Origin of the sequence: Plantactinospora sonchi, from assembly GCF_036422035.1 — a bacterium.
GTDB lineage: Bacteria > Actinomycetota > Actinomycetes > Mycobacteriales > Micromonosporaceae > Plantactinospora > Plantactinospora sonchi.
Window position 1 is genome coordinate 41,375 of record NZ_JAZGQK010000009.1, and the last position, 20,534, is coordinate 61,908.

Annotated in this window: 15 protein-coding genes; 5 read left to right on the forward strand and 10 right to left on the reverse strand. The window is 73.4% G+C overall.

What is annotated here, in order from left to right; all coding sequences use genetic code 11:
* Window positions 1-13: 13 nt before the first annotated feature.
* Both V1633_RS11895 and V1633_RS11900 read right to left on the reverse strand, forming a co-directional pair.
* Window positions 14-1,555: a DUF2201 family putative metallopeptidase gene (locus V1633_RS11895; RefSeq protein WP_331214318.1), complete on the reverse strand. Its 1,542-nt coding sequence runs from the start codon at window positions 1,553-1,555 to the stop codon at window positions 14-16.
* A complete protein-coding gene (locus tag V1633_RS11900) occupies window positions 1,552-4,209 on the reverse strand; it encodes a hypothetical protein (protein WP_331214319.1) in 2,658 nt (885 codons plus the stop codon). The genes V1633_RS11895 and V1633_RS11900 overlap by 4 nt, the downstream gene beginning before the upstream one ends.
* Before the next feature lie 201 nt (window positions 4,210-4,410).
* On the opposite strand from V1633_RS11900, the gene V1633_RS11905 reads away from it, so the two are divergent.
* Entirely contained in the window at window positions 4,411-5,046 is a 636-nt protein-coding gene (locus V1633_RS11905; RefSeq protein WP_331214320.1) for a DUF4291 domain-containing protein, read from the forward strand.
* Between the two features lie 115 nt (window positions 5,047-5,161).
* Window positions 5,162-5,686: a GNAT family N-acetyltransferase gene (locus V1633_RS11910; protein WP_331214321.1), complete on the forward strand. Its 525-nt coding sequence runs from the start codon at window positions 5,162-5,164 to the stop codon at window positions 5,684-5,686.
* A 117-nt stretch (window positions 5,687-5,803) separates the two neighbouring features.
* Here the strand turns inward: V1633_RS11910 and V1633_RS11915 are convergent, their stop codons facing one another.
* The gene (locus tag V1633_RS11915; RefSeq protein WP_331214322.1) at window positions 5,804-6,406 is read right to left on the reverse strand and encodes a TetR/AcrR family transcriptional regulator; all 603 of its coding nucleotides are present in this window, start codon (window positions 6,404-6,406) and stop codon (window positions 5,804-5,806) included.
* Window positions 6,407-6,498: 92 nt separating this feature from the next.
* Here V1633_RS11915 and V1633_RS11920 point away from each other — a divergent pair, with 92 nt between their 5' ends.
* Window positions 6,499-6,906 (forward strand): nuclear transport factor 2 family protein, encoded by a 408-nt coding sequence (locus V1633_RS11920; RefSeq protein ID WP_331214323.1) that lies wholly within the window; start codon window positions 6,499-6,501, stop codon window positions 6,904-6,906.
* A 5-nt stretch (window positions 6,907-6,911) separates the two neighbouring features.
* Here the strand turns inward: V1633_RS11920 and V1633_RS11925 are convergent, their stop codons facing one another.
* The 7 genes from V1633_RS11925 to V1633_RS11955 all read right to left on the reverse strand — a co-directional run bounded on the left by V1633_RS11925 (window position 6,912) and on the right by V1633_RS11955 (window position 16,183).
* Window positions 6,912-9,236 carry an AAA family ATPase gene (locus V1633_RS11925; RefSeq protein WP_331214324.1) on the reverse strand — a complete coding sequence of 775 codons (2,325 nt, stop codon included), beginning with the start codon at window positions 9,234-9,236 and terminating at the stop codon, window positions 6,912-6,914.
* Window positions 9,237-9,377: 141 nt separating this feature from the next.
* Window positions 9,378-9,794, reverse strand: a complete 417-nt coding sequence (locus V1633_RS11930; protein ID WP_331214325.1) for a hypothetical protein — start codon at window positions 9,792-9,794, stop codon at window positions 9,378-9,380.
* Between the two features lie 53 nt (window positions 9,795-9,847).
* Window positions 9,848-10,633, reverse strand: coding sequence for a GTP-binding protein (locus V1633_RS11935; RefSeq protein ID WP_331214326.1), 786 nt, complete (start codon window positions 10,631-10,633; stop codon window positions 9,848-9,850).
* Window positions 10,611-11,117 carry a DUF742 domain-containing protein gene (locus tag V1633_RS11940; RefSeq protein WP_331214327.1) on the reverse strand — a complete coding sequence of 169 codons (507 nt, stop codon included), beginning with the start codon at window positions 11,115-11,117 and terminating at the stop codon, window positions 10,611-10,613. The genes V1633_RS11935 and V1633_RS11940 overlap by 23 nt, the downstream gene beginning before the upstream one ends.
* Entirely contained in the window at window positions 11,114-11,584 is a 471-nt protein-coding gene (locus V1633_RS11945) for a roadblock/LC7 domain-containing protein (RefSeq protein WP_331214328.1), read from the reverse strand. Before V1633_RS11945 ends, V1633_RS11940 begins: the two co-directional genes overlap by 4 nt.
* A complete protein-coding gene (locus tag V1633_RS11950; RefSeq protein WP_331214329.1) occupies window positions 11,581-14,769 on the reverse strand; it encodes a sensor histidine kinase in 3,189 nt (1,062 codons plus the stop codon). Before V1633_RS11950 ends, V1633_RS11945 begins: the two co-directional genes overlap by 4 nt.
* Entirely contained in the window at window positions 14,756-16,183 is a 1,428-nt protein-coding gene (locus V1633_RS11955) for a hypothetical protein (RefSeq protein WP_331214330.1), read from the reverse strand. Before V1633_RS11955 ends, V1633_RS11950 begins: the two co-directional genes overlap by 14 nt.
* Before the next feature lie 373 nt (window positions 16,184-16,556).
* On the opposite strand from V1633_RS11955, the gene V1633_RS11960 reads away from it, so the two are divergent.
* Window positions 16,557-19,499, forward strand: coding sequence for an alpha/beta fold hydrolase (locus tag V1633_RS11960; RefSeq protein WP_331214331.1), 2,943 nt, complete (start codon window positions 16,557-16,559; stop codon window positions 19,497-19,499).
* The gene (locus tag V1633_RS11965) at window positions 19,499-20,392 is read left to right on the forward strand and encodes an ABC transporter permease subunit (protein WP_331214332.1); all 894 of its coding nucleotides are present in this window, start codon (window positions 19,499-19,501) and stop codon (window positions 20,390-20,392) included. The genes V1633_RS11960 and V1633_RS11965 overlap by 1 nt, the downstream gene beginning before the upstream one ends.
* The last annotated feature ends 142 nt before the right edge of the window (window positions 20,393-20,534 follow it).

Consider the following 20,534-nt stretch of genomic DNA (forward strand, 5'->3'; position numbering starts at 1 on the left):
TCGTTCCGGCCGGTCATGACCACCCTCCGGACCTGACCCGGTGGCAGGCCATCGGCGGCTGGTGCCGTTCCGGCCAGTCGTCCCCGTGGTCGGTGATCAGCCAGATCCACCGGTCGGGTCGGGCCGGGGTGACCGGGGGTGCGTAACCGTCGGTCACCATGATGACGGCGTCGGGTTCGGCGTCGAACCGCCGACCGTTCACCTCGATCCGGCCCTCGGCGTAGTCGACCACGTTCTGGAAGTTGGTTCCGCCGCCGCCGGAGACCCGTTCCCCGGGTACGAACGGTGTGACCACCCCGTCGAAGCTGAGCCAGTGGCTCTCCACCCCGGCGGTCTGGCCGACCAGCGTGGTCAACCAGCGCACCACCGCGTCCGGCATCGACCCGGAGGTGTCGAAGGCGATCAGCACCACCTTCGTCCGCTCCGGGCCGCGCCGCTGCAGCATCGGCTCGTGGCCGAGCGCGAGCAGCACCGCCCCGTGCTTCTTCGGGTAGATCAGCCGTTCGCCCTCGGTCAACTTCGACGCCAGTACGTCGGTCAGCCAGCGCTGCCACCAGTCGACCCGGCGGGTCTTCGGGGTGCTGCCCCGGAGCCGGTCCAGGCCGAGTCTGCCCCAGAGCCGGGTCAGTCGTTCGCTGTCGTCCGCCGAGCGGTCCGCCAGGTCGAGCAACTCGTCGCGGGCGGCCGGGTCGCCGCGCAGTGCCGCCTGCATCACCTCGTGCAGCACCTCGTCGGCCAGCCGCTCGACGGTCTCGTCGTCCAGCGGTACGCCCCAGCGCCCCTCTCGGCCCTCGCCGCCGCCACTGCCGTCGGGGTCACCGTCGAGGTGCACGCAGATCAGCAGCTCCGGCCAGACCAGCGTGCTCATCCGCTTCAGCTCGCCGTACACGGTGAAGTCCGTGTGCACGAAGTCGTCGTACGGCAGCGGCGTCAGCTCCCGGGCGCGCAGGTCGGCGACGTACTCCTGGTGGACCTGGACCGGGTCGACGCCGGTCGGCGTCGTCACCGTCGTCCCGTCGTCGTCCTGCCGCGTCCAGCCCGGCAGGCTGCTCCGCCCCAGCCGGCGCATCGCCACGTGGTTGATGACCACCTCGGCGGCGAGGGTGAACGCCGGATCGTCCCGCAGTTCCTCCTCGACGTGCAGGTGCCGGTGGATCAGGTGCCGCGCCTCGTGGAACAGCACGAACTTGACCCCGTCGAGGTCGAGCCCGGCGAAGAAGTACGGGTTGTAGAGCAGTGCGCAGACCCCGTCGCCGGTGGCGACCACGGCGGCGGTCGGGATGGCGGTGGTGGCGATGTGGTGGTGACACTTCGTGTACAACCAGGACGCCACGACGCTGTGCCCGACGCCGAAGTCGAGCAGCGCGGACTCCTTCTGCCGCCGGGCCCGTTCCACCACCTCGGCGTCGGCCGGCTCCTCCGCGAGCAGGCGCCGCAGGTCGGAGAGGTGTGGAGCGCGCTGGCGCCGGCGTACCCCCGGGCGGTCACCGGCAACCCGGTGGTGGTCGTGGCCGGCCGGTTCGTCAGGCCGGTGGTGACGGTCGGCGTGGTTCACCGGGTCGCCAGCCCGGCGGTGGCGACCAGCTCGGGCAGGGTGCCGGGGAAGTCGGCCAGCAGGCGCAGGGCGAGCAGCCACGCGTCGACGTTCCCGGCGATCGGCGCGACCAGGTCGGCCAGTACCGCGCCGGCGCTGGCGTCCTCGACGACCGCGGCGATGGCCAGCACCTGGCCGGCCGGATGTCCGTGCCGCAGCACGTCCCCGGCCCGGAGCAGGTCGTCGCGGAGCGCCCGGACCGGCCAGCCGGACCAGGCCCGCTCGTCCACGGCGGTGTCGGCCAGTACCTCGGCGATGCCCGCACCCCGGGCCAGCCGGTACGTCGGGGATTCGGCCGCCGGCCTCCCTGCCGGTGCGGCCGGGGGACTGCCGGGCGCGGTCGGGTTTCCGTGTGGCGGCGGTCCGCCGCTGGCGGTCGTCGGGCTGCCGGTTCCCGTCGGCCCGTCGTCGGCGCGTGCGGCCTCGGCCAGCTCGACCGGACAGCCCGGTCGGTCGACAAGGTGGTGCAGCAGGTGGCCGGGGAGCGGCGCACGGGCGTGCTCGGCCAGCACGGTGTCCCAGTCCCAACTCGGCAACTCGACGTCGAGCAGGTCGGCCAGCCCGATCTCGGTGCCGGCCGGTGGCGCGGCGGCGGCCGCGCGTAGCGACGCCACCAGGGTGTACGCCCGCAGCCGGTCCACCGCCGCGGCCGGGTCCGGCTCGGCCAGCAACCGGGTCAGCAGCGTCACCAGCGGCGGGTCGAACCGCTTGGTGCGCTGGCCGGACACCACCGTCAGGTCCTCGTCCAACAGGGCCCGTACGGCGTCCGGTCCGTTCCGGCGCCACAGTCCGGCCATCAGCCGCAACCGGGCCGCGCCGGGCTTGACCCCGACGTAGCGGAGAACGTTCCGGACCACCTGCGGATCCCCACACCCCAGGCTGTACGGCGTGGTCCACGAGTTGGCCCGCTTGCCGAGCAGGTGGTCGCGGAGTCCCGGCGGCATCGGGAGCTGCCCCGACGCGCCCGGCTGGAACGGCGTCCCGACCACCATCGCCAACTTCTGCCGGTGCGTGCTCAGGCTCTGGAAGAAGAGACTCGTCGTCACCTCCGGGTCGTCGAACCGGAGCAGCCGTTCGATCAGATCAGCTTCGAGGCCCTGTCGACGGGCCAGCACCAGCCGGTCCCGGGCACTGCCGGCGGTCACGATCCACTCGGCGAGCCCGGGGGTGAGCGAACCGGTGACCACCAGGTCGTGCGCCGTACGGTCGTCGAGGTGTGGCAGCAGCGCGGCCTGTGCGGTCGGTTCGGCGGCGTTCAGCAGGGTCAGGAACGCGGAGCGGACGGCCGGGAGCCGGGTCACCGTACGGCGTGGGTCCGGCAGGTCACCCCCGTCCGGCCAGGGTGCCCCGGCCGGGTCGTGGTCGGCGGTGGCGAGTGCCTCGTCGACCAGTTCGGGTACCGAGCCGGTGAAGCCGGCGAGCCGGGCCCGGAGCGACCGCCAGGCGGCCACGTTGTCGCCGAGCCGGTGCCGCACCAGGATCCGCAGTTCCCGGACGACCTCGGCCCAGCCGGCCGACCACCGGGTCGAACGCAGTTGGGAACCGGGAATGAACGGTTCGCCGGACCGGGGGGTGAACCGGGTGGTGGTGCGGCTCGTCCCGGCCACGTCCAGGACGCCGATCGCCGGCCCGGCCAGCCGCAGCACCTCCGCTCCGGTGACGCCCGCGTGCAGGGCGTACGTGGTCAGGCCCTCGACCCACTTCGAGGCGCTCCGTACCTTCGGCGGTGCGGCGAGCATGGCGAGCAGCAGTTTTCCCGGGCAGTCCCGCTGGCTGGCCAGTGCCTCAACGGTCTCCTCCCGACGGAACGGCTGGCGGACGTACTCGGTGTGCAGCAGGTCCCAGTCCAGTTCGGTACGGGCAGCGACCAGCTCGGCGGCGGAACGGTTCCGGTGCTGGCCGGGAACCTTCCGGCCGGACTCGCGGTGCCGCAGTTCGTCGAGGAGGGCCCGGGTGCTCTCGGCGGCCTCGGTGGCCGACGCGAGCCGTGCGCGTCCGTCCGGGGCGGCCAGCGCCGCCCGGGCGAGGTCGGCGACCTCCGGCGCCAGTCGGTCCCCGGCCAGCACCGCCGCCACCGCGTCCGGGCCAACCGAGTCGTGCAGCGAGAGCAGGGCCCGGAGCTGTTCCGCCGTGCTGAGGTCGGGACCGACCGTGCTGATCACCCGGTGGAGCAGGTCGGGGAAGGCGGCGACCACGGCGGTCCGGAGCAGGGCGGGGTCGGTGTGCGCCAGCAGGGCCGTCACCACACCGTCCGGCGCGGTCCAGCCCGGCACCGTCGGGTCGGCCGCGGCGAGGATCGCCCGACGCTGGCGCGCGTGCGAGAGCCGGTGCAGGAACACGTTGCGGGCCAGTACCGGGCTGTCCCGTCCGACCAGGTCACCCACCACCTGCGGGTACCCGTCGACCAGGACGGCGTTGCCGCTGAGCGCACTTCGTAGGACGGAGTGCTCGCCGTCCACCACCGCTCGTAGCAGCGGCACCGGCAGTGCGGTCGTGGCCTGACGCAGTACGTCGGCGAGCGGTGCCCCGATCCGCTGGACGAACTGGTCCCAGTCGTCGGTCCGCACGACGGTGAGCAGCGCGGCGGCGGCTCGGGCGGTGTTCTGGTCGTACATGGAGCTCCCGTGTGGTCCGTGGTGTCGCCCGGTCGACCAACCCGGGCACAATAGCCGGCCTGGACGACACGTTCCGGTGCCGAGGCCGGGCGGGCTCCCCTCGGCGGCGCCGGACAGCCGGTCGGGTCCGGCGGCAGGTCGACTCCGGCGGCCGGGTAATCCGGTTGGCGGCGGGCCGGCCCGGACGGCAGGATCGGCGACGTGTCGGTGCCACCCCGTCAGGTCCGGGCCAGGTACACCGCCGGAACGATCACGGTCTACCAGGCGTACTCGCCGTCGATCGGGGGGCCGGCGGTGGCGAACGGCCGGTTCGTCCCGCCGTTCAGTCGGGAGCGGATGACCTGGATCAAGCCGTCGTTCCGCTGGATGATGTACCGCTGCGGATGGGCCGGCAAGCCCGGCCAGGAGACCGTGCTGGCGATCGAGATCACCCGGGCCGGGTTCGAGTGGGCCCTGGCGCACGCCTGCCTGAGCCACTACGACCGGGACCGGTACGCCAGCCGGACGGCCTGGGCCGAGCGGTTGCGGGCCAGCCCGGTACGGGTGCAGTGGGACCCGGAGCGTTCGCTGGACCTGCGGCCGTTGGACCACCGGTCGATCCAGGTCGGGCTGAGCGGCCCGGCGGTGGCCCGGTACGTCGACGAGTGGACCGTCGGGATCACCGACGTCACCTCGACCGCGCACGCGATCCGGGCGGCGCTGCGGGCCGGGGACCGCGACACCGCGACCGGGCTGCTGCCGGAGGAACGGCCGTACCCGTTGCCCGCCGAGGTGGCGGAGGTGGTCGGGGCGTCCCCTCCGCCCGGTGGTTCCGGGGCCGGCCGGCCGGCGTCCTGATCGACACGACCAGCGGCCGGTGGGGTGGACGGCCGGTGCGAACGGGGTCGGCCGAACGGTGCGGGCCGGGCAAATCGGTGGACGGAGCCGGACGCGGGCGAGAAACATCGAAGCCGTGACCCGAGAGGTACGGCTGACGCCGGTCAACGAGCAGAACCTCGAACCGTTGCTCTCGGTGGCGGTCGCCGAAGCCGAGCCGGACGAGGTCATGCCGCCGGTCGACGCGCCTGCCGGCTGGTCACAGGCCCGGCGCGACGCGTTCCGGGAGTTCCACCGGTCGCATTTCGGTGGTCTGGCCGGCCCGACCGGCAACCTGATGTACGCCATCGAGCAGGACGGCGACGTGGTCGGCATGATCAGGTTGGGTCGCACTGACGAGCCGGGCACCCTGGAGACCGGGATGTGGCTGGGCAAGTCGACCCGGGGGCAGGGTATCGGGCTGATCGCGCTGCGGCTGGTGCTCGCCGAGGCGATCGCGGCCGGCGCGCGGCGGGTGGTCGCCGACACCCGGCCGGAGAACCTGCCGGCGGTGAACCTGCTGCGCCGCAGCGGTGCCGTGCTGGCACAGGACGGCACGACGGTCCGCGCGGAGATCCGACTCGGGGTCAGCGAGGACGTGGATCTGCTCGACGCCGGCTGACCAGCGCGTCCTCGACGCCCAGCAGGGCGAGCCAGGTCGGCCCGTCGAAGCCGGTCAGTCGTACGCCGCCGGCTGACCGCCCGTCGGCGGCCGGCGCGCCGGTCAGCGTCGGGCGGGTCAACGAGCCCGGTCAGTGGGCCGGTCCGCCTTCGGCGCCAGGCCGGCGAAGACGACGTCGAGGACGCGGCGCCGCAGTTCCCGGTCCCAGCCGCCGTGCAGAGCGCCCTGACTGGTGCTGGCCAGCAGCGCCATGACCTCGGGCAGTCGGATGTCCGGATCGACCGTGCCGGTGGTCTGCGCCTGCCGCAGCATGTCGCCGACCGCGTCGGCGAAGACCGTGACCAGTTCGGGGAGCCTGATCTCGACGCCGTTCCGGGCGAGGAGGTCGACCACGGCCTTTCTGGCGGCGGCCTGTTCGACGATCCGGGTGAAGAACGTGAAGAGCGCGGTACGCGGCTCGCTGTCGCTGAGCGCCCCGGCCTCTGCCACGAGTTGTTCGAGCAGGTTCTTCATGATGGCGGCGAGCAGGTCGTCCTTGGTGGGGAAGTGCCGGAAGACGGTGCCGATCGCCACCCCGGCGCGTCGGGCCACCTCCTCGGTGGACCCGGACGATCCCTGCTCGGCGAAGACCAGCTCGGCGGCTTCGAGGATGCGGGTCCGGTTGCGACGGGCGTCCGCGCGCATGGGTCGGTCGGGACCGGTGGTACCGGGCGGGGGCATGCCGGAAACCCTCCTTGAAAGATGAGTCATCACTCATTATCGTCTCCAGGTAAGTCGAGTCTCCACTCACTTTAACCGGAGGTGGCACCGCCATGATCGCGCCCCGAGATGTCTTCGCCGAGATGCGCCAGCGCTGGCTGGCCAACGACGTGACGTTCGAGCCGGACCAACTCGCCGACGAGGCGGTGCTGGAGATGCCGATGGCGGCACCCGGACGACCGACCCGGGTCCAGGGCCGGGCACAGATCCTCGACTTCACCCGGGCCGGCCGGGCCGCGCTGCCGATCCGGTTCGACGACTGCCGCAACGTGATCGTCCACCAGACCACCGACCCGGAGGTGATCGTCGTGGAGTACGAACTCGTGGCGACGGTGCCCGCCACCGGCGTCACCGCGAGCGCCCCGTTCGTCGGCGTGCTCCGGGCCCGGGGCGGCAAACTGCTGCACTGGCGGGAGTACCAGCCCACCTACACGATCATGCAGGCGCTCGGTCCGGCCTGACCGGCTCAGCGCTGCGCGGCGTACGCCGCCAACCAGGCGACCTGGGCCGGGTCCAGCGACGGACGGACCCGTCCCCGGGCCGCCGCCACGTGCTCGGCGCGTACCGTGGTCGCCTCCAGCGACTCGCGCATCGCCGCCAGCGCCGCCTCCCGGACCAGGGCGGCACAGTCGGCGGCGGAGAAGCCGTCGAGGTCCCCGCCGAGCGCCGCCAGGTCCACCTCGTCGGCGAGCGGCACCGACCGGGACGCGGCCCGGAGGATCTCGGCCCGGGCGGCACCGTCCGGCGGCGGGACGTACACCAGTCGCTCCAGCCGGCCCGGCCGCAGCAGCGCCGGATCCACCAGATCCGGCCGGTTCGTCGCCCCGACCACCACCACGTTGCGCAGCGTCTCCACCCCGTCGAGCTCGGTGAGCAGGGCGGCGACCACCCGGTCCGTCGTACCGCCGTCGGTGGCCTGGCCCCGGACCGGCGCCAGCGCGTCCACCTCGTCCAGGAAGACCAGCGTCGGCGCGGCCTCCCGGGCCCGCCGGAACAGCTCCCGGACCGCCCGCTCGCTCTCGCCCACCCACTTCGACAGCAGCTCGGCACCCTTCACCGAGAGCACGTTCGCCCGCCCCGTCCCGGCCAACGCGCTGACCAGGAACGTCTTGCCGCAGCCGGGCGGGCCGTAGAGCAGCACGCCGCGCGGCGGCTGCACGCCGAGCCGGGCGAACGTGTCCGGGTAGTTCAACGGCCAGAGCACCGACTCGGTCAACACCTCCTTGACCTCCGCCATGTCACCGACGTCGTCCAGGGTCACCCCGGCCAGCTCCAGCACCGACGACTCGGCCATCGAGGTCGGCCGGACCACCTCCAGCGCGGCCGTGAAGTCGGCCATCGCCACCGTCGGCGACTCCGCCTCCTTCTGGCGCAGCGCCGCGCGTACCCCGGCCTCGCGGGCCAGCGCGGCCAGGTCGGCGGCGACAAATCCCGGCGTACGGGCGGCGACCTCGTCCAGCCGGACGTCCTCGGCCAGCGGCATCCCCCGGGTCAGCACGGTCAACTGCTCCCGGCGCAGCGCCGCGTCCGGCAACGGTACGGCGATCTCGACCGAGAGCAGGTCGGGGGCGCGCAACGACGGGTCCACCGACTCGGGGCGGCTGGTGGTGCAGACCACCGCCGTACCGGCCCGGACCGCCGCGCCGAGCAGTTGGCGGAACACCGTACCGACCGGTCCCGGCGCCTCGCGCGGTACGAGCGCGTCCACGTCCGAGACCAGCAGCACCGCCGGCTGGTCGTCCCGGACCGACGCGAGGGCCTCGCGGAGCCGGCGGGCGGCGGCGTCGTTGGTCAGCGCGGCGACCTCGGGCGCCCAGAGCGCCACCACCCGGGCGTCGACGGCGTGCGCGACCGCCCGCACCAGCGCCGACTTGCCCGAACCGGCGGGCCCGGTGAGCAGTACGCCGAGCGACACCGTGGTGCCCAGCCGGCCGAGCACCTCCCGGTGGTGGAAACCGAGGTCGAGCAGTTCGGTGAGTTCCTCCGCCTGGGCGCGTAGCCCGGGCAGGTCGTCCAGCGCCGGGGCGGCCGACCCGTCCACCGACACCGTCGCTCCCGGACCGGCGGTGGTCGGTCCCGGCCCGGCGGTGGTCAGCTCCGGCCCGGCGCCCAGCGCCAGCCGCCCACCGCCGGCACGCTCGCCGCCGGTCACCGCCCGCAGTTCGGTCGGGCCGTGGCCGTGTGTGACGTGGCCGTCCCGCCAGCCCACCACGGTGTCCATGGTGACCAGCACCGAGGCCGGCTCCCCGGCGTCGGTGGTGCCCTCCGGTGCCGGCTCCGCCCCGGTCACCGTCAGCAGCGTGCTCGTCCAGGCGTAGCCGACGGTGTTGGCGAGACTGCGTCGGGCCGCCTCGACCAGGGTCCGGACCGCCGCGTCCGGAAGGACGTCCTGCGGCAGCAGCGACACGTCGTCGCCGGTGGTCACCACCTTGCCGAGCAGGGCGAGCCGGAGCATCTCCGGAGAGACCACGGCCGCGATCTCGGGCGGGCCGGTCAGCAACACCCGGCGGGCCGCCACCACCGGCACGGGTACGACCACGACCTGGCTGCCGTCGCGTACCCCGAGGTTGCCGAGGACCAGGTCGTCAGCGTAGAGCAGGGCCCGGCTCGCCGTCGGCTCCGCCCGGGCCACGATCCCGGCGGTCACCCGTCGACCGGTCAACCGGACCGGGTCGCCCGGATGCAGGCCGAGCGCGGTCAGCACCTCCGGATGCAGCCGGACGATGCCCCGCCGGGCGTCCAGCGCGGCCGGCCGCAGACTGGCGGTGAGTGTGAGATCCGGACCCGTCACGCGCCGAGACTACCGCGCAAGGAAGGGCCCCCTATTATCGCTTTCTGCGGTAAAAGGGCCCCTTCTTAACACCTTCGCCGCGCGTCACCCGGCACAGCTTTGCCGCGTCACCCCGCTCGGCTCTGCCGCGCGTCACCCGGCTCAGCGGCGATCGTCGTCCGGGCCGAGCAGGGACGGGTCCCGCCGGATCATCTCGGCGAGCCGGGCGGCGGCGTCGGGAGCCGGCGGATCCTCCGGAGCCGCCCAGTTCGGCACCGTCCGGACCGACATCGGCCAGGACTGCGGCGGCTGGCCGGCGGTCGGCAACGCCGGCTCGGCGGCCGGCCGTACGGTCACCGTGCCGTTCTCCCAGGCGACGTGCATCGCCGAGATCCTCGGCCCGTCGGCGACCCACATGGTGACCGCCACCGACGGGTACTGGGCGATGACCCGCTGGACCGCCTCGGTCACCTCGTCGACGGGTGACCCGGCCCGAGCCGCCGCCTCCTGCGCCAGTCGCCGCTGCAACGCCTCGCGCCGCTCCATCCGGGCCAGCGCGTCGTCCAGTTCGCCCCTCATCGCGTTCACCTTTCCCGGCCAACGCCGGCCGAACCGGCCGGACCGCCGCCGGCCTAAGTCTCCCGCTCCCGGATCGCTCGATCCAGCGCCCGATCCAGCACGATGAGTAAGGCATCCCGTACGGACAGCCGATCTCGGGCGTCGAACTGGATGAGGGGTACCCCTTCCCCGATCGCCAGTGCCCAGCGGATCGCGGTCAGATCATGACTGATCCGCCCGTCGAAGGCGTTGACCGCGACGACAAACGGCAGCCGGGCCCGCTCGAAGTAGTCGATCGCGGGATAACAGTCGTCGAGTCGGGAGCTGTCCACCACGACCAGCGCACCGAGCGCACCGAGGGCGAGGTCGTCCCACATGAACCCGAAACGTGCCTGTCCCGGCGTACCGAAGAGGTAGAGCTTCAGGCTGTGGTCGATGGTGACGCAACCGAAGTCCATCGCGACCGTGGTGGTCGTCTTCTCGGACCGGATGCCGGGATCGTCGACCCCGATCGCGGCCGCGGTCATCTCCGCCTCGGTGGTGAGCGGCTCGATCTCCGAGATCGAGCCCACGGTTGTGGTCTTGCCGACACCGAAACCGCCGGCGATCAGGATCTTCACCGGTACCGGCGGGGTCGTCCTGCGCCGGTGGTCCGGCCGGGACCGGGGCATCGTGCCGGCGGTCAACGCCTCGTCGCCGTGCCGGGGCAGCTGGCGGGAGGGCGGGGCGTACCCGGCCGGCGTACCCCGTCCCATCTGCAGGCCGTAGCCGGTCGGGCCGCCGTAGCGCCCGGGCGCGCTGTTGCCCAGGGGACCGGCGGTGAAGGAGGTGGACCAGTCAGGAGATCGCGCGAAGTCCATCGATCACTCGCCTAATCAGCTCGGGGTCGTGGGCGTTCTCGGTGTCACGCAGGTGCACGTCGAGGTGGCCGGCGGCGCGGAGGTCACCGACCAGGATCTTGGTGACGCCGAGGTGCAGCCGTAGTCGGGCGGAGATCTCGGCGACGGACATCGGCTCGGCGCAGAGCGCGACGATCTCGCGTAGTTCGGAGGGGAGCCGGCTGACCGGGGGAACGGTCCAGCAGTTGTCGTCGAACCGGGCGGTCACCTGGGTCTCCAGGCTGATCGCCGGGTCCACCCCGGCGACCCGGCCGGCGGTGAGCACAAACGGACGCAGCCCGGTCGGTGGCGGCTCCGCCACCGGAGGCGGGCCCAAGTCCGCCTCCGGTTCGCCCTCCGGGCCGGTCAGCGCGGCCTGCAGGTACGGGCGGATCCGAGCCGTCGGCGGGGAGACCTCCGGCTCGGGCTCCGGATCCGGCACCTCTGTCGAGGTGGGCCAGGTCACGACTGCACGGAGTTCTTCAACTCGACGATGAGCCGGGGCGTGAGCGCGCCTCCGGCCCGACCGGCGAAGAGCGTCATCTCGTACGCCACGGTGCCGAGGTTGGCGGACCGGTCGGCGACCACGCCGAGTACGGAACCCGCGCTGATCGCGCTGACCAGCAGATAGCCGTCGGTCATGTCGACCACGACCCGGTTCAGCGCCCCGAGGGTGTACCAGTTGGCCGCCCCGCTGGCCAGGCTGGTCATCCCGGACACCACCGCGGCCAGGCGTTCCGCGTTGGACCGGTCCTTGATCGACGACATGGCCATCAGCAGGCCGTCGGAGGAGACCGCGATCGCCTCCCGGACCCCGGCGGTGTTGGAGGTGAAGGCGTCGAGCAGCCAGTTGAAGGTACGGGCCTCCGGGCTCAGCTCGTCGGCCGTGGTTGCCGGCTGGTCCTGGTCGGTACGGGTGAAGGGAGTGCTCATCCTTGGGATCCCTCTTCGTGGCGTTGGTCGGCACGGACCTCGCTCAGTGCGCGGGCGACGCCGGACTCGAACTGGGTGATCAGCTCGCGTACCCGCTCGGGGTCTTCCGAGCCGGCGGACGCGATGGTGGTTGCCGGGTGGAGCGGCGCGGGCGGTGGCACGCTCAGGTTGGCTCCGGGGACCCGGCGGTTGAGCCGGGGCGGAGCCGAGCCGGACGTGCTCGGCGCAGGGTTGGCGGCGGGCGGAGCGACCGGTGGTGCGGTCGGCACCGGCGGCGTTGTCGTCGGTGGTGCCGGCCACGGCCCCGGTGCGGCTGCGGCGGGTGACGGTGCTGTCGTCGCTGGTACCAACCAGGGGCCCGGTGGGGGTGCCGCTGCGGGTGGCGGTGTTGTCGTCGGTGGTGCCGGCCACGGACCGGGCGCCGGTGCCGTCGAACCGGCCGGTGCGGTCGACGGTGCCGGGGTGGCCGGCGGCGCCGTGGCGGGTGGTGCGGTGGCGGGTGGTGCGGTGTGGGCGGACGGTGTCGGCGTCCGGACCGACTGCTGTTCCTGCTGTGCGCGGCGTACCCCGGCTTCGAAGTCCTCGATCAACGCCCGGACCACCGCCGGGTCGGCCGGGGTCGCCCGGGGACGCTGGATGCGGGCGCCCGCCGGGAGTTGGGCGCCCGGGACCCGCTGGCGCAGTCCGGTGCCGGATCCGGACGGTGCGGGTCCCGGGCTGCTGGTGGGCCGGACCGCCGCCGGGCGGGCCGGTGACGGCGGCTGACCTGCCGGGCTCGACAGGTCGACCCGGCCGGCGGTCGCCGTGCCGCCCGGGAGGTCCATCCGGTGCGGCAGATCGGCCGGCGGGTCGGCGCGGTCCGGCCGGTCCGGGTCACCGAGGGCGGTGGCGGCGCCCGCCGCCGGCCCGGCCGGCTGCGGGACCAGGAAGGCGTTCCACGGCTGGCCGGAGGCCAGTGACCGGGTCGCCCGGGAGAGCAGCTCGGTATCGAACACCACGTCGGTCAGGGTCGGCGCCGTCGCCGACGGCACCAGCGCCGGTTCCGCCGGCCCGCCACCGGCCGGCATCCCGCGCGGTGCCGGGGCCGACGACCCGTTCGCCGTACCTGCGGTCGTCCGCTCGGCGGTCACCGCTCCCGGTCCTGCGGCGGCGGCCAGGTCGGACGTCACCGGCCCGGGTCCGCCGGCGGCGGTGACCGCCGGCTGCGGCGCGGTCCTCGTCCGGCCGGTCGGCAACGGCGCCGCCAGGTCGGCGACCGACGGTGGCAGGTTGGTCGCGACATACCCCGGTGGCACCGGTACGGCGGCCCGGGCGGCCGGCGTGACCTCCGGACGCCGGGTGACGAGCAGCTGGTCGTCGATCTCCACACCCGCCGTCACACCGCCGCCGGACGTCGCGGTGAGGGTGACCCGCCAACCGTGCCGGCGGGCGAGCCGGCCGACCACGAACAGCCCGAGCACCTCGGTCGGGACGAGGTCCAGCCGCTCCCTCCGGGTCAGCCGGGCGTTCTCCTCCGCCAGCCGCTCCGGTGACATGCCGATGCCACGGTCGACCAGGTTGAGTCGTACGCCGCCGGGGACGACCTCGGCCAGCACGGTGACCCGGGTGTGCGGCGGGGAGAAGGCGGTGGCGTTCTCCATCAGCTCGGCGAGGGTGAGGACGAGGTCTCCGATGACCCCGGGCGCCACGCTCACGTCGAGTCGTACCTGCACGTCGACCCGGGTGTAGTCCTCGATCTCACCGAGCGCCAGGCGGACCACGTCGCCGAGGGGGAGCGGGGCGACGTGCCCGTCCCCGCCCGCGCCGCCGGAGAGCACCACCAGGCTGCTGGCGTTGCGGCGCAACCGGCTGGAGACGTGGTCGAGCCGGTACAGGTGCTGCAGCCGGGCCGGGTCGGTCTCCTGCTGCTCCAGCCGGTCGATCAGGCCGAGCTGCCGGTTGACCAGGTTCTGGGTACGTCGTCCGACGTGGCCGAACATCTGCGCCACGTTCCGCCGGCCGGCGGTCTGCCGCTCGACCAGCCGGGCGGCCGTACCCTGCACCCGTTCGAAGGCGCGGGCCAGGTCGCCGATCTCGTCCCGGCCGCGTACGTCGACCGGGTCGAGTCGGATCGGGTCGGGCGACTCGGACTCGTCGTCGGTGATCCGGACCAGTTCCGCCTCGGCGACCCGGGCCATCCGGTCGGCGGAGACGGTGAGCCGGGTCAGCGGCCGGGCGACGGTACGGGCCACGGCGAGGCTGAGCAGCAGCATCAGCGCGATCAGCAGCAGCACCAGCGCGCCCACCGTGTACGCCCCGGTGATCGCCCGCTGCCGCCGGTCGGTGACCTCGGCGACCACGTCGGTGACGATCTTCTTCTCGATGAACTGGCCCAGGTTGATCAGTGAGGCGACGGCGGGGAAGAGTTCCGCCATGTCCACACCGGCGATCACGCTGGCCGGGTCGAGGCTGCCGGCGTTGAGGAACTCGGCGTTGGTCCGGGCCGCCGTTGCCCGTTCGACCAGCAGGTAGAGGTCGTTCTGGGCCGGGGTGGCGAAGCTGCGGAACCGGCCCAGGTGGGACTGCAACTGGGCCATGGCGGAGACGTACGCGATGCCGGCGGCGGGGCTGCGGGTGCCGCCGATCAGGATGACGAGGGCCGCGCAGGTGCTGATCGCGTCGTCGGTACGGAGCATCGCGTCCAGGGCGATCATCTGCCGTCCCTCGGGCGTGGTCGGGTCCGCGACCCGGGTCAGCCGGAGCGACTCGATCAGTGCGCTGTGCACCCGCCCGAAGCCGTCGATGACCTGCCCGGGTTCGGCCCGCCGGGCGAGGATCCCGGCACGTGTCTCGGCGAGCTGCCGGGCACCGTCGATCGCCTTGCTGATCTCGTCCGTCAGAGCGTCGCCGAGGTCCAGCCGCAGGTCCGCGATCCGGTCGGTGACCTGCGCGGTCTGCTGCACCAGGACGGTGCGGTCGACAACACCCAGCAGGTAGCCGACGGAGAGCAGCCGTTCCCGTTGCAGGTCCTGGACGAGGGTGCCGACCTGGCCCGCGGCGCGGGTCGTGTCGACGGTGTCCGCGGCCTGACGGGCCGAGTTGATCTGACCGGCGAGCAGCGGTACGGCGACGGCGATGGTGCTGAGCAGCGGAATGATGACGAGCAGGGCCAGTCGGCCCCGGATCCGGAGCCTACCGAGCAGCATCGGGGCGTCCCCAGTGCTGTGTCGCCCGGTCCTCCCGGGGGCCCGGACCCGGCAGGCCCTCCGGCCCGGCCGGCACCGGCCGGTCGTCCCGGAGCGCGGTCGCCGCCTGGCTGTCCCGCAGCGGGCTGCCCGCCTGGTTGTCGCGCAGTGCCGCGACCGGCTGGCGGACCTGGCCGACCGGGATCGGGTCGGCCCACTGCACGCCCGGCGACGGCGGTTCGAGCAGGGGGGAGTCGAGCAGTGACGGGTCGATCAGTGGCGACTCGGTCAGGGACGGGCCGGTGCGGGCCGGGCCGGGCGGTGGGTCCGATCCGGCCGATGTGGTACCGCTGCCGTCCGCCGGAACGGCTCCGGTGGCCGCCTCCGCCGTGGTCCCGGCCGCTCCGGCCGGTACCCGCTGGCGGGCGGCCAGCAACGTGAGGACGATCAGGGCCAGGACCAGGAGCACCGCCAGTGTCAGTGCGGCGAACCCGATCCACCGTTCGCCGGACAGGTCGTCGGCCCGGTTCCGGAGCAGGGTGTCGAGTTCGGTGTGGATGATCGTGGCGAGTTCGGCACCGGAGACCTGGGCGGCGGCGCGGGCGGACGCGACCCGGGCCGGTTCCGGCAGGGTGAACTCCGTGCCGCCGGCCGGGGTGGCGAGCGCGTCGAGCACCTCGACCGTGCGCTGGTAGCTGTCGAGCCGGCTGAGCAGGTTGCCGCCGAGCGTACGGCTCTCGGTGTTCTCGACCGCGGCCCGCAGGTTGTTCAGCAGGTCGGTCGCGGGTCCCATGGCGGCGGCGCGGGCGAGCGCGAGTGTCGTGGCGATCTCCGGCTGCGCGGCGGAGGACCGCCGGGACGCCAGGACGACGAGGTCGGCGAGCCGGCCTGCCGCGTCCAGCGCCCTCGGCAGTTCGTCGGCGACCGCGTCCTGCAGGTGGAAGGAGTCCGCGGCCTGGTCCCGGGCCAGTCCGGAACTCTGGCGTACCTTGGCGTAGAGCGCGACCAGCAGGTCGACGGTCTCGCCGTAGGTGGCGGCGGCCCGGACCGGGTCGGCCGTGGCGGCCTTCGGCAGGGCCTGGATGGTGGTGCGGACGCCGGTCCAGCGCTCGGTGGCCCGGAGCTCGGCACCGAGTCGGCCGTTGACGGCGTTCGCGTGCTCGACCGCCCGGTGCAGCGTCCCGGCGTCGACCGGCCGGCCCGCGACGGCACCGGCCCGCGCGTCGACGAGCGCGAGCATCACCGGTTCGAGCGCCCGCAGGTACTCGACCCCGTGCCGCTCCAGTTCGATCACCGAACGCCGGTCGTCGTTGTCCCGCCAGGTCGAGGTGAAGAGCACGCCGACCGGTGCCAGCAGAGCGACCGCGAGCAGTACTCGCAGTACGACGCCGGTCCGGACTGTCGCGCCCCGGGACCGCCGTGCGGGAACTGTCATCGTCCATCTCCATCAGCGAGGGGGGAGCTGAGTGGTGGGCGTGGGGAGGCCGCCCGGTCCCGTCCACCGGACCGGAAAACTAGTCGAAGGTGGACGTCTGGGATCGGAGCCGAGCAGTCAGTTATGCGTCACTTGAACACGGGTGACGGGCGGTGACCGAAAATGTGACTCGTTGTACACAGTTGCCTAGGGGCATGCATCGATTGATCCGCCGTGCCCTGAAACATCGGAATTCACAACATCCGTAGTTGCTTCGCCGTACATTGGTTGACCTGGCACGGATGTCGGACCGGCCGGCGCCGAACGGAGTCGCCGGACGGACGTACGGCGGATCTCAGCCCCTCCTCAGGTTCCACGTCGTACGGTGGTGCCCATGCCTTCCTCACCGCTGGCGCGGATACGCCGTGCGCTGCGCCCGGCCGGAGGTGTCCGGAGCCGGCTGACCCGGCGTCGGGTGGTCGCCGGATCGACGGTGATCCTGCTGGTCGGCGGCCTGGTCGGTTGGGCGGTCTGGCCCGAGCGACCGTCCTGGTCCGCCGCCGACGCCATGATCACCGTCCGGTCCGGGCCGAGTGGCACCGAGCCGGTGGACCTGGACACCACGCTCTTCCTGCCGGACGGGGCGAGCGCCGACCGTCCGGTGCCGGCGGTCCTGCTGGCCCACGGCTTCGGCGGCACCAAGTCCTCGGTCCGCACCGACGCCGAGGATCTGGCCGACCTGGGTTACGCGGTGTTGACCTACACCGCCCGAGGTTTCGGGCGCAGTGGCGGGCAGATCCACCTGGACAACCCCGACTACGAGGTACGGGACGCCTCCCGGCTGCTCGACTGGCTCGCCAACCGCCCCGACATCCGCAGGGACGCCGACGGTGACCCCCGGGTCGGCGTGGTCGGCGGCTCGTACGGCGGCGGCCTGGCCCTGCTGCTCGCTGCCCACGACCCGCGGGTGGACGCGATCGTTCCGATGATCACCTGGAACGACCTGGCCCGGTCCTTCCTGCCGGAGTCGACCGGCCGGGAGCCGGTCGACGGGGTGTTCAAGAAGGGCTGGGCCGGGCTCTTCTTCGGCAGCGGCGGTACCGCCGGCACCGGGCTCGGCGGCCTGGCCGCGCCCGGCGGCGACAACGCGGGCGGTGCCGAGGGCGGCGACCGCGACGGGACCGGGTCGGCGAACCAGGACCCGATGCTCGGCGCGGTTCCCGGCGCGCCGCCCGGTGCCGCCCCCGGCGGCGACCCGGCCTGCGGTCGGTTCGCCGCCGACGTCTGCGCGGCGTACCTGCGGATCGCCACCACCGGACGGGCCGACGCCGAGGCGGTGGCGCTGCTGCGCCGGTCCAGCCCGGCCGGGTTCCTCGACCGGATCAAGGCGCCGACCCTGCTGGTCCAGGGCGAGGCGGACACCCTCTTCCCGCTCGCCGAGGCGGACGCCAACGCCCGGGGCATCGCGGCGAACGGCACCCCGGTCCGGGTCGCCTGGTTCACCGGCGGCCACGACGGCGGCACCGGCCCACAGTCCGACCAGGACCGGGTGCGGTTCCTGATGGCACAGTGGCTCGACCACTACGTCAAGGGTGCCGCGTCCACCCCGTCGACAAGCTTCACCTGGTCGCGGATCGCCGGATTCGACGCCCTCGACCGTGGCCTGGTCGCCTCCGGCTTCTCCACCACCGACTACCCCGGGGTCGACGGCACCGGCCGGGCCGACGTCGCGGTGGCCGGCCCGGTGCAGCGGATCGCGAACCCGCCGAACGGCAACCCGGCGGCGATCTCGGCCCTGCCGTTCGCCGGCGGGTTCTCCTCGCTGCTCGACGGGGTCGCCGGCGACCTTCCCGGGCAGCACGCCCGGTTCGAGTCGGCGCCGCTGACCGAGGCCGTCGACGTGGTCGGCTCGCCGACCATCCCGATCCGGGCCGCCTCGCCGACCGGCGAGGCCGTGCTCTTCGTCAAGCTCTACGACGTCGACCCGAACGGGCCGGCGGCGCTCTCCAACGGGCTGGTCGCCCCGGTCCGGCTGACCGGCCTGCCGGCCGACATCAACGCCGCCCAGACGGTCCAGGTGACGCTGCCGGCGATCGTCCGCCGGATCGAGGCCGGGCACCGGCTGCGGATCGTCATCGCCACCTCCGACCAGGCGTACGCCACCCCGGCCCAGCCGGTCACGTACACCGTCGGGCTGGCCCAGCCGGTGGGCGCCGCCCCGGCGGACGGGCCGCTGCCCCGGGCCGTGGTCTCCCTGCCGACGGTCGCCGGGGAGCCGATCGCCACCCCGGCGGTGATCTGGCGGTGGGCCCTGGTCGGCCTGCTCGCCGCGATCGTGCTCGGGCTCGCGGTGGTCGTCGCCGTGCTCCGCCGCCGGCACCGCCGGCACGACACCTCGGTCCATCCGGAGTACGCCGACACCCCGCTGGTCGTCCGCGACCTGCGCAAGGAGTACGCCGACGGCTTCGTCGCGGTGTCCCGGATCGGCTTCGAGGTGCACCGGGGTCAGGTGGTCGGCCTGCTCGGGCCGAACGGCGCCGGCAAGACCACCACGCTTCGCGTGCTGATGGGGCTGACCCAGCCGACCGCCGGGGAGATCCACGTCTTCGGGCACCGGCTGGTCCCCGGCTCGCCGGTACTGTCCCGGATCGGCGCGCTGGTCGAGGGTCCAGGCTTCCTGCCGCACCTGAGCGGCCTGGAGAACCTGAAGGCGTACTGGCGGGCGACCGGGCGACCGGAGGCGGACGCGTACTTCGAGCAGGCGTTGGAGATCGCCGGCCTCGGTGACTCGGTGCATCGCAAGATTCGCAAGTACAGCCACGGCATGCGGCAACGGCTGGCCATCGCCCAGGCCATGCTCGGCCTGCCCGAGCTGCTGGTGCTCGACGAACCGACCGACGGGCTCGACCCGCCGCAGATCGCCGAGATGCGCCGGGTGCTGCGCCGGTACGCCACCGACGGGCGGGCGGTGCTGGTCTCCAGTCACCTGCTCGCCGAGGTGGAGCAGACCTGCACACACGCGGTTGTCGTACACAAGGGGCGGATCGTCGCCTCCGGGGCGGTGGAGGAGATCGTCGGCGAGTCGCCGAGCACCCAGTTCGACGTCTCCGACCCGGACGCGGCCCGCGCCGTACTCGACCGGCTGTCCGGGGTACGGGTTCTGCCGGAGAGCAACGGTGCCCTGGTCGTCGACACCAACGGCACCGCCCGCAGCGAGGTCGTCGCCGAACTGGTCCGGGCCGGGATCGGGGTGGACCGGGTGATGCCCCGTCGTCGCCTGGAGGACGCGTTCCTCGCCCTGGTCGGCGAGAACTCACGGGGAAGCGGGGACCGGTGATGGTCGACATCGAGGTCAGAAGCGCGGGGGCGCCGGACGCGGCGGGCGGGGCGGCCGGCTACCGGCCCCGGGCCACCCTGTCCATCGCCACCGAGTGGCGTCGGCAGGCGTCGCGGCGGCGTACCCAGTTGTCGCTCGGGTTCATGGTGCTGCTGCCGCTGATCATCCTGGTCGCGTTCGAGTTCGGCGGTGACGGGGACGACGACAACGGCGGCGGCGAGTTCGGCAGCCTGATCGAGTTGGCCACCTCCGGCGGGCTGAACTTCACCCTCTTCTCGCTGCTGGTCTCCTCGTCTTTTCTGCTGGTTGTCGTGGTGGCACTGTTCTGCGGCGACACGGTGGCGAGCGAGGCGAGCTGGGGAAGTCTGCGTTACCTGCTGGCCGTACCGGTGCCCCGGGCCCGGCTGCTGGCGGTGAAGCTGGTGGTCGCGCTGGCGTACTCGCTGCTCGCCCTGCTGTTGCTGGCCGGCACCGCGCTGCTCGCCGGCACCCTCCGGTACGGCTGGTCGCCGCTGAGCAGCACGGTCGCCGCGCAGATCCCGGCCGGCGAGGGGCTGCTGCGGCTGCTCGGCATCCTCGGCTACCTGGCGGCGGTGCTGCTGGTGGTGGCCGGGCTGGCGTTCCTGCTCTCGGTGACCACCGACGCCGCGCTCGGCGCGGTCGGCGGGGCGGTGCTGCTCTGGATCCTGTCCAGCATCCTCGACCAGATCAGCGCGCTCGGGGTGGTGCGTGACTTCCTGCCGACGCACTACAGCAGCGCCTGGCTCGGACTGCTCTCCACTCCGGTGCAGACCGACGACATCGTCAAGGGCTGCATCTCGGCGATCTGCTACGCCACCGTCTTCTGGAGCATCGCCTTCTGGCGCTTCACCCGCAAGGACGTCACCTCCTGAGCGTCCGGCGGCGCCGCCCGGGAGAACGCACATGTCAGGCACGGTTCATGCCTGAGAGCCATAATCATGACTCTCAGGCATCCTGCTGAACCCGGTACACGGCATCACCGCCATTCGACCGACGTGGCTATATCGTCTGCAC